General features: G+C 62.5%; 6 protein-coding genes and 1 pseudogene. 1 reads left to right on the forward strand and 6 read right to left on the reverse strand.

Going from position 1 to position 6408, the window contains the following annotated elements; genetic code table 11:
* Positions 1 to 150: 150 nt before the first annotated feature.
* From EOA27_RS17170 to EOA27_RS42155, 6 genes and pseudogenes are all read right to left on the reverse strand, one after another.
* Entirely contained in the window at positions 151 to 2055 is a 1905-nt protein-coding gene (locus EOA27_RS17170) for an ATP-binding protein (RefSeq protein ID WP_126081616.1), read from the reverse strand.
* A 24-nt stretch (positions 2056 to 2079) separates the two neighbouring features.
* Positions 2080 to 3228, reverse strand: a complete 1149-nt coding sequence (locus tag EOA27_RS17175) for a hypothetical protein (protein WP_126081617.1) — start codon at positions 3226 to 3228, stop codon at positions 2080 to 2082.
* A gap of 136 nt (positions 3229 to 3364) precedes the next feature.
* Positions 3365 to 4453 carry a hypothetical protein gene (locus EOA27_RS17180; RefSeq protein ID WP_127256756.1) on the reverse strand — a complete coding sequence of 363 codons (1089 nt, stop codon included), beginning with the start codon at positions 4451 to 4453 and terminating at the stop codon, positions 3365 to 3367.
* Positions 4454 to 4739: 286 nt separating this feature from the next.
* On the reverse strand, positions 4740 to 5129 hold the full coding sequence (locus EOA27_RS17185; protein WP_126081618.1) for a cytochrome c family protein: 390 nt from the start codon (positions 5127 to 5129) through the stop codon (positions 4740 to 4742).
* An 87-nt stretch (positions 5130 to 5216) separates the two neighbouring features.
* Complete coding sequence (locus EOA27_RS42150; protein ID WP_245491109.1) at positions 5217 to 5369, reverse strand: hypothetical protein; 153 nt, start codon at positions 5367 to 5369, stop codon at positions 5217 to 5219.
* A gap of 164 nt (positions 5370 to 5533) precedes the next feature.
* Positions 5534 to 6070 (reverse strand): annotated as a pseudogene (locus EOA27_RS42155) (LysR family transcriptional regulator); the annotation flags it as partial.
* Between the two features lie 96 nt (positions 6071 to 6166).
* Here EOA27_RS42155 and EOA27_RS17195 point away from each other — a divergent pair.
* A partial coding sequence (locus EOA27_RS17195; RefSeq protein WP_245491108.1) for an EamA family transporter occupies positions 6167 to 6408 on the forward strand: 242 nt, incomplete at its 3' end.

Consider the following 6408-nt stretch of genomic DNA (forward strand, 5'->3'; position numbering starts at 1 on the left):
TGTTCGAGCGGCGCCACATCGCCGCCATCGACAAACCGCCGCCCGTCAATCCAAGTCGAAGGTACCCCCGCTGCTCTCCCGATCAGATGAGCCTCGACTATGTCTAACTTTCCCCGGACAGCCCTGCGTTCCACGGGGAGAAGGAAAAGATCACCACGCCCCCTTCTTCTTCAACTCCTCCATCTCGCGCGCCGCGCGCTCGCGCAGCCTTGCGTCGCGCAGGAGCTTCTCCACCGCGGCATCATCCGACTTGTCGGAATAGCGGAATTCGGAATCGGCGTAGCGGTTGATCTCCTGCATGACCATGTCCATCGAGAACGGTCCGCGCAGTTCCTCGATCATCGCCTTCTTGTCGTCGTAGCTCTTGTGCATGAAGGCTTCGGGCTTCTCGAACCAGTCGTCCGGCAGCTCGATATCCATGGCGCGCATCTTGATCGCGTCGGTGACGTTCTTGACGGCGCGGCCGGTGAAGCGCGGTTCGGCGTCCTTGATCATGTGCAGGTAGGTGCCGATATCGGCCATGGTCTTGGGCGCGCCATTCTCCTTCATGTAGCGCTCATAGACCTTCATCAGCCCGTCTTCCTGCGGCTTCTCATGCACTTCATAGGCTTCGGCCACGGCGCGCTGGATCTCCTGCGCGGCATAGAGCTCGTGGTCCCCAAGCGGGATCTTATGGTTCTTGCCGGCAAGCAGCACGAAGATGTCGATATAGTCGTCGCGGGTCTGCGGGCCGTCGACCAGCCAGCGCGCGCCGGCGCGCTGGCGCAGCGCGTCGTCGACATTTTCGGGATAGTTGGAGAACATGCCGAAAGAGCAGTTGCCGCGCACGACCGTCGAGGCGCCGGCGAAGGCGTCCATCAAAACACCGGTGATCTCCTGCTGACCGGCGGAGGCACGGTCGTCGGAGCGGCGCGCCGCCACCTGGTCGATATCGTCGATGGTGCCGAAGCCGATGACGCGCGGATTGAGCACGTTGTTGATGAATTGCCGGCAGTTCTGGCCGGACTTACCCTGATAGGACGAGATCTGGTCGACGCCGAAATTCTCATAGGCGAAGGGATAGCCGGCCACCTGGCAATAGCCGTTGACGAGCCCGGCGATCATCTGGATCAGCGTCGTCTTGCCGGTGCCCGGCGCGCCGTCGCCGATGAAGGTGAACAGGAAGCCGCCAAGCTCGACGAACGGGTTCAGCTCGCGCTCGAAATCATAGGCCATCAGCATCTTGGCCAGCCTGACCGACTGGAATTTGGCGATGTGGTTGCCGACAACCTCTTCCGGCTTCTTGAAGGTCATCACCAGCGGCTTGGAGCGCTTGCCGGGCGCGACGTCGAAGCCGTCGAGGGTGAAATCGTCGACGTCGATGCGGATATGCGCGTTCTCGAACGGGCCTATGCCGTCGAAGCGGCCTTTGCGCGCCAAGAGCCCGTCGATGGCGACCCGGGCGAAGGCGCGAGCACGCGTCATCAGGTCCGCATCGTCCTTCGAGCCGGCGATCGCCTTGTCGAGGCCGGCCACGATCGATTTCACCGCGTCCTGCGGCGTGTCGAACAGGAAGTCGGGCTCGGCGGTATCGTTCGGCGCCTCGCCGTCGCTGTCGATCAGCTGGAACAGATAGGAGGCAAAGCTGAAAGCGGAGACGTAAGCCGAAGCCGAGAGAAGCTTCTTGAAGGTCGACGCCTCGTCGCCCTCCAGCGGCGCACGGGCATTCTTGGCCTGCAGGCTTTCCAGGTCCGAGCCTTCGGCGAAGACATCCGAAATGGCGAGCGCGATAGCGAGGCCACGGCGGGCGCGGTAGAGCAGCGTGTGCTGCGGGATGCTCATCAACTGGTCGTCGGGATGGATCGCTGCGACCGTCTTGGTGAGCTCGACCTCGCGCGTGCGGCGCACCGAGCCGACCGACACGGTCGAGACGAAGCGGCGGTTGGTGCCGGCGAGCGCGGTGCCGGATTCGCGCGACGGGTCCTCCAGCACCACGATGCGGGTGATGAAACTCTGCGCGACAGTGCGGTGCTTCTCGATTGCGGCTTCCGAGATCGTGGTCAGGCCGGTGTCCATGAAGGATGCTCCGCGGTTTGACGATCATACATCGCTGATGACCTGTCCGTTGGACAGGATGTGGACCTTGTAGCCGGAAAAGATCTTCTGCGCTTCACCCGCGGCATAGAGCGCCTGGTAGGCCTCGTGCGGGATCAGCGCGTGGTTCTCGTAGCTCGAGACGCCCTGGCGCGCGGCTTCGAGATCGTCGGTGTTGATGAAGAATTCCTGCGTCGTCTTCTCGCTGGAGAAAAGACCCCTGCGGCCGGGCTTCTCGCTCTTGGAAAAGACCTCCTGGATTGTCCAGGTGAGCAGCCAGGCATTCTCGGGCTTGCGCACTTTGGAGAGCACCTCGGCCACGGTCGAATTGTTGTCGGTAATGCCGGCCGAGTAGAAGGGTCCGAGCACCACGCGCCGCAGCTGCTTGGGATGCAGCGGCTCGAAATCCTTGTCGAGATTGACGGCGATCGTTGCCGGCGAGAGCGTGTAGGCCGAATTCTTCTCGGTGAAATCGTCGAAGCGGTGCGCAAGCTCGGGATTGAGCAGGCCATCGACGGGAAGCGGAATGTCGACGCGCTCGTTGAGCTTGCCGGTGCTGTCGTCGACAAGCTGGCGCACCATGCTTTCGGAGGAGTCTTCGACCGTCACCATGTAGATCAGCGGCAGGTTGGCGCTGCCGTCGAATGTCGCCCAGTGGACGAGATAATAGGGCCGCATGGTCTTCGGGTTGACCGAGACCTTGGCCGTCTGCGCAAGCGTGAAGGGGCCGAAGGTCGCCTCGCTCTTGACGTCCTCCAGATAGAGCCGCTCGGCCATCGACTTCTGCAGCGCCTCGGGAAACTCCTTGTGGCGCAGGATGAAGTCGGCCATCTCCTCGCGCAGCTCGCCGGCTTGCGGGATGTTGGCCAGGCGGGCGTCGGCCTGCTGGCGGTCGTTTTCCAATTCGAGCAGGTTCTGGAACACGGGGTAGCCGCTGTCGGCGCGCGATATGCGGAAGGTGTCCATGAAGCCCAGCCGGTTGCGCCAGCAGGCAAAGGACTTGTCCAGCCGCGCGATATATTCCGCGACGATCCTGGCGACGATGCCGTGCCGGTAAAGCGGCGAGCGGTCGTCGCGCATGAACACTTCCAGTCCGCCCAGCGCCGCCGTGATGGCGGAAAAATAGCGGGCCGCCGCGTCGTTCTCAGGTGTCATGGGACTGCCGTGGAGACGATATCAGCGGCGCCGCCCAAGCAGATATTCGTAGGGTGCCCCACGAATATCTGCTTGGATGCCTTTGTTTTTCGCAGGTTCTGACCGCAAAACCGTGGGACACTTTTGCGGAACCTGCTTAGGACTGCACGTAGTTGGCGGAATTGTGCTTTTTCATCACATCGTCGAAGCGGCGGGCGAAGGCGTCGTCGGCGAGCTTCTTGCGGCGCTGGATGTCGGCTGAAGCCACCATGTTCTTCTCATGCATCTCGAGCAGGTCGCCGATATGCTTCTGCGAGGCGGCGCCGATGCCGGCCATCGTCTCCTCGGCCGTGTTGTCGACCTGGCTGCCCAGCGTGTTGATCTTGTGGGCGACGTCCTGCTGGGCGGCGGTCTTCAGCGAATCCTCCAGCGCCTTGTACAGCACGATGCGCTGTTCGGTGTCGATGGTCAGCTTGTTGATGAGCGTCGACTGCGCGGCGATCTGGCTGTTGAGCGAATCGACGAAGGTCTGGAACATCGAGGTATAGCGCTCCAGCGTCTGGCTTTCGGCGAGCAGCTCCTGCTCCTTGGCCTGCTTTTCGTTGTACTCGGTCGCCATTTTGGAGCGCTCGCCCTCGAGCTCGGTCCGCTCCTTCTGGGTCGTCGAGGCGGCGATCTTGTTCTCGATGTCGAGCAGCAGGGGGTTCAATTCCTCGATGCGCTTCTGCACGGCCTCGAGGTTGGACATGGTCGTTTTGCGGCGCTCGATCACCTGGGACAGGCTGGTCTCGGAAGTCTTGTAGCGCTGGTCGAGGATCTGTTTCTGCGCCTTCAGGATGCCGACGATGGTATCCGACTTCGCCAAAAGCTCCTGCAGATTGCCGGCCAGCGACATGTTGCGGACGCGGTCGGTGCGCATGCGCTGCTTGCGCTGCTCGGAGAAGACACCGACGAAGTTTTCCCAGCCGGTGTAGCTCTTCATGCTCTCGAACTCGGCGCCGAAAACGTTGGTGGCGTCCTCGAGCCCGATGATCAGGTCGGCGATATTGCCTTCCATGACCTTCTGCTGCTTGAGCACGTCCTCGATGCGGGCGTTCTCGATGTCGAAATTGGCGTCGCCGATCTTCTTGTCGGCCTGGGCAAGCGTGTCGAGCACCGTCCCGGACTGCTCGATCTTGGTGCGCATGTCCTGCACGACCTGCTTGGTCTTGGCAATTTCGGCATCGAAATTCTGCAATGTCGCCATTGGGGCCTCCCGCTTCGGCATCCGTTTCCATGTCGTGGCGGCGAATATATGTGGGGCTTCAAGGGATTGAAAGAAGGAAGACAAGGCGAGACGTCAAAACAAAAGAACTGGTCAGGTCCTTGAAAGACAAGGCAAGCATGTGCATGGCGGCCAGTAATGAGCGACGCCGTCTAACAGCTTCAGCTTTTATGCCTTAAGCTATTGTTTTTACGGACGGCCAAGGCGATGACACAGCGCCGGCAAATCTCGTGCGCCGGCGGTAAGACCAGTTTCTTTCCAATTCCGATCAGGGTTTTGGGTCGGCCTTGAGATAGGCGATCACGTTGGCGATGTCGTCGTCGCTGGTCAGGCCGGCAAAGGCCATTCTGTTGCCGGGAACCTTCTGCCTGGGCGCCTTGAGATATTCGGCGAGGTTGGCTTCGTCCCAGACCAGGCCGGCGGCGCCGGCATCCTTCATGGCTTGCGAATAATGGCCGGCAAAGCTCTCCGCCGAGCCGGCCTTGCGGCCGACGACGCCCAGCAGATGCGGGCCGACCTTGTCGCGGTCGCTTGCCGCCTCATGGCAGGCCATGCAGCGGTTGAAGACCTTCTTGCCCAGCGCTGCATCGCCACCGGCATGCGCGGCAAGGCCGCTGGCAAGCAGGAAAAGCGTGGCGGGCGAAATGGCTCGAAGCATGGCTGACCCCGGAGAGTTCTGGCTGTCGGCCTTATAGGGCGAAGCCTTGATAAAGGCCACACCCGGGCTGCGGGCAGTCTCCGCGGCTCAGGCCTGCTGCGCCAGGTCGCGGCGCAGAAAATCATGCAGACGATCGACTGCCGGCGTCGTCGACAGCGGGTTGCGCAGTATGCCGATCTCGAGGTCCGGCAACGCCGGCAGCCCCTCATTGGCGCCGATGATGCGCAGCGACGGCGGCACGCTTCGTTGGGCAAGGCCGGCGACCGCCAGCCCGGCTTGGACGACCGCGACCAGTCCGAGCAGGGAGGCGCTGGAATAGGTGCAGCGATAGGATCGGTCGGCACCAGTGCCTGCAGCACATTCATCCTTGCCGCGCAGCCAGGTTCGAACAAGGCGACAGGCAGCGGATCGGTCTGCCAGGCGACGTGATTGGGGGAGGCGACCCAGACAAAGCGCTCCAGCCTGATCACCTCGAGCGGCTGATCCGGGAGGCGGGTGACGATCGCCAGGTCGAGCCTTCCCTCCGCTAAGGTCTTCACCAGCGCGGTCGACTGCTCGCAGACGAGTTCGACGGTGACCAGCGGGTGATCCTCGGCAAAGCGTGACAGCACGGGCGGCAGCAGGAAGGAGGCGTAGTCGTCCGGCACGCCGAGGCGCACGCTGCCTGTTTCCTTCGGCCGGGTGACGCTCGCCCATGCCTCGTCGGACAGTTTCAGCAGCCGGCGCGCATAGATGAGGAAATCCTCGCCGGCAGCATTGGGGGTGACCGTTCTAGGGCCCCGCACCAGAAGCTGGTTGCCCACCATGTCCTCCAGCCTTTGCATCTGCATGCTGACCGCCGACTGGCTGCGGCCGACTCGCGGCGCCGCATTGGACAGGCTGCCGCTTTCGACGACGGCAACGAAGGTCTTCAGCAGGTTGAGGTCGAGTGGAGCGGCCATGGCGCTATCAGCATATCGAATAGGTACTTACAAATCTATTCGCTTGATTGAAATCGTTTCGGCTGGCCACATGAGCTTCGATCCGTTGGAGAGCCGATGATGAGGGACATATCGATCGCCCGCTTCCCCGCCGCGAGCCTCGCTCTGGCGATGGTGATTGCCGGCACGGTTGGCGCCTTAGTCACGGAGTCGGGACAACATCCCGTCACCGTCGTCTTCTGGCGATGCGTGTTCGGCGCGCTGTTCCTAGCCGCGTGGTGCCTGTTGCGCGGCTACCTGCCGGACCGGACGCTGTCCCCATCCCGGCTTGCGCTCGCCGCGCTCGGCGGCGTTTGCAT

The sequence above is a fragment of the Mesorhizobium sp. M2A.F.Ca.ET.037.01.1.1 genome (assembly GCF_003998075.1).
GTDB lineage: Bacteria > Pseudomonadota > Alphaproteobacteria > Rhizobiales > Rhizobiaceae > Mesorhizobium.

What these genes read in the sequence shown, in the direction of transcription:
- EOA27_RS17170 (WP_126081616.1), bottom strand. Translation starts at nt 2,055, where the DNA reads ATGGACACCGGCCTGACCACGATCTCGGAAGCCGCAATCGAGAAGCAC.
- EOA27_RS17175 (WP_126081617.1), bottom strand. Translation starts at nt 3,228, where the DNA reads ATGACACCTGAGAACGACGCGGCGGCCCGCTATTTTTCCGCCATCACG.
- EOA27_RS17180 (WP_127256756.1), bottom strand. Translation starts at nt 4,453, where the DNA reads ATGGCGACATTGCAGAATTTCGATGCCGAAATTGCCAAGACCAAGCAG.
- EOA27_RS17185 (WP_126081618.1), bottom strand. Translation starts at nt 5,129, where the DNA reads ATGCTTCGAGCCATTTCGCCCGCCACGCTTTTCCTGCTTGCCAGCGGC.